This window comes from Streptomyces sp. NPDC006265 (assembly GCF_040613555.1).
Taxonomy (GTDB): Bacteria; Actinomycetota; Actinomycetes; order Streptomycetales; family Streptomycetaceae; genus Streptomyces.
The window spans coordinates 1-1815 of the sequence record NZ_JBEXSH010001281.1 but is presented as its reverse complement, the minus strand read 5'-3'; the positions used below and the strand labels follow the sequence as shown (position 1 = coordinate 1815).

At 70.6% G+C, this 1815-nt stretch carries 3 protein-coding genes; 2 read left to right on the top strand and 1 reads right to left on the bottom strand.

From position 1 onward, the window contains the following. Positions 1 to 81 precede the first annotated feature (81 nt). A complete protein-coding gene (locus tag ABZ281_RS48000) occupies positions 82 to 396 on the bottom strand; it encodes a hypothetical protein (RefSeq protein ID WP_356665000.1) in 315 nt (104 codons plus the stop codon). A gap of 228 nt (positions 397 to 624) precedes the next feature. Here ABZ281_RS48000 and ABZ281_RS47995 point away from each other — a divergent pair, with 228 nt between their 5' ends. Next, on the top strand, positions 625 to 984 hold the full coding sequence (locus ABZ281_RS47995) for an arsenate reductase family protein (RefSeq protein WP_356664998.1): 360 nt from the start codon (positions 625 to 627) through the stop codon (positions 982 to 984). A 131-nt stretch (positions 985 to 1115) separates the two neighbouring features. Further along, the gene (locus ABZ281_RS47990) at positions 1116 to 1799 is read left to right on the top strand and encodes a hypothetical protein (RefSeq protein ID WP_356664996.1); all 684 of its coding nucleotides are present in this window, start codon (positions 1116 to 1118) and stop codon (positions 1797 to 1799) included. Positions 1800 to 1815 lie beyond the last annotated feature (16 nt).

Genomic DNA, 1815 nt, shown 5'->3' with positions numbered 1-1815 from the left:
CTCACGGCGCCCGGCCGGGCGGCATGAGCGAGCGCCGGGCACCCCGCGGTTCGGGGCACCCGGCGCTCCGAGCGGAGCGGGTCAGCGCGCGTACCGCATGAACGCCCGCACCATGTGGCACGTCGTGTCCGACGGCGGGTGGACGCCGATCATTTCGGCCGTGTCGCGGATCGTCTCGTTGCGCGCCTGGTTCGGCATGTAGACGCCCGAGTCGAGCAGGGCGATGGCGAGGCGCATCGCCTTGAGGCGGCGGTTGTGTGTCACGTACCACTGACGCGGCCGGCCCGGCGGCAGCGGCCGCTTCTGAACGGGCGCGCAGGGCAGGTCGAGCAGGACGGGACGCTTCGCGGTGGACTGGGTGGGCAACGGCTTCGGCTTCAGGGCGGCAGCGGGCACAGGCATCCTCCTGTCGCGGTCGGGCGGCTCACCGAAGACGTCGGCATCCCCGGCGCCACCCTCGAACACTGCTTACAGTTTACCGCCCGGCACTGACAACCGGGAGTCCACAAGGCTCGACAAACGCCCAGGTAAGCAAGGGATTTGGCGGGGTGTCACGGCGGGTCTGCGAGGTGCCGGTGGGGCGTCAGAAAATCGAACAAGCCGGTCGGCACGTACCGTGTGCGCATGGAGATCTGGATCAACCCCGCGTGTTCGAAGTGCCGCAGCGCCCTGACGCTGCTCGACGCCGAGGGCGCCGACTACACCGTCCGCCGCTACCTGGAGGACGTGCCCAGCGAGGACGAGATCCGGGGCGTGCTCGAGCGCCTCGGTCTCGAGCCCTGGGACATCACCCGCACCCAGGAGCCCGACGCCGAGGAGCTCGGGCTCAAGGAGTGGCCGCGGGACGCCGGTTCGCGCGACCGCTGGATCACGGCGCTCGCCGGGCACCCCAGGCTGATCCAGCGCCCGATCATCACCGCGGACGACGGCACGGCGGTGGTCGGCCGCACCGACGAGGCCGTGCGGGACGCGCTGTCGCGCTGACCGTCGCGTCGACCGGCCACCAACCCTGCTGTGACGCAGGTCACTTGAGTGACTCCTGTAACCACTGAGTGGCCTCGTTCGGTATCTCGTACATAGCGGCGTACGCTCCCCTACCTCTTCAGGAGGCGCGCATGTCGCGCAGGAGAACTCTCGGCACGAAGAAGAAGATCGCGCTGCTGGTGAGCGCGGCGACGGTGGCGGGAGGCGGGGCCTTCGTCATGGCGAGCACGTCGAACGCCGCGCCGACCCCCAAGTCGGCGTCGGAATCGACGGTCTGCCTGGGTCTCGCCACCGCCCTCGGCAACAACCAGAAGTTCATCGCGGACCAGCGGGCCGACCCGGACGCGCAGTCCGAGGCGCGGATCGCCAACCGCGAGGCAGTCGTCGCGGAGATCGAGCGGAAGCAGGAGGCGTCGGGGTGCGCCGTCGGGGAGTCGGCTCAGGACTCCCAGACCGCGCAGCCGTCGCAGCCCGCCCAGTCGGCGCAGCCGCCCGCGGCGTCGGTCCAGCCGTCGCAGCCCGCCGCGTCCGCCCCCGCGGGAAACGGCGGCGGTGCCGCTGCCTCCGGGCAGCAGGTGTGCAACGGCTCCACGGTCACGCTCTCCGGTGAGGGCGGTGCGCCTGCCGCGTCCAGCAACCAGTTCCCGGCCGGCACGAAGCTGAAGGTCACCAACCTGGACAACAACAAGTCCACGACGGTGGAGGTCACTTCGGCCTCCGGCAGCTGTGCGCTGCTCAACAACGCGGCCTTCGAACAGGTCCGTGAGCCCGGCAAGTTCCTGATCCGCCGGGCCCTGATCGAGAAGGTGGGGTGAGGCCGTACGACCGACT

Coding starts and splice junctions, on each gene's coding strand:
- ABZ281_RS47990 (WP_356664996.1), top strand. CDS start 1,116: ATGTCGCGCAGGAGAACTCTCGGCACGAAGAAGAAGATCGCGCTGCTG.
- ABZ281_RS47995 (WP_356664998.1), top strand. CDS start 625: ATGGAGATCTGGATCAACCCCGCGTGTTCGAAGTGCCGCAGCGCCCTG.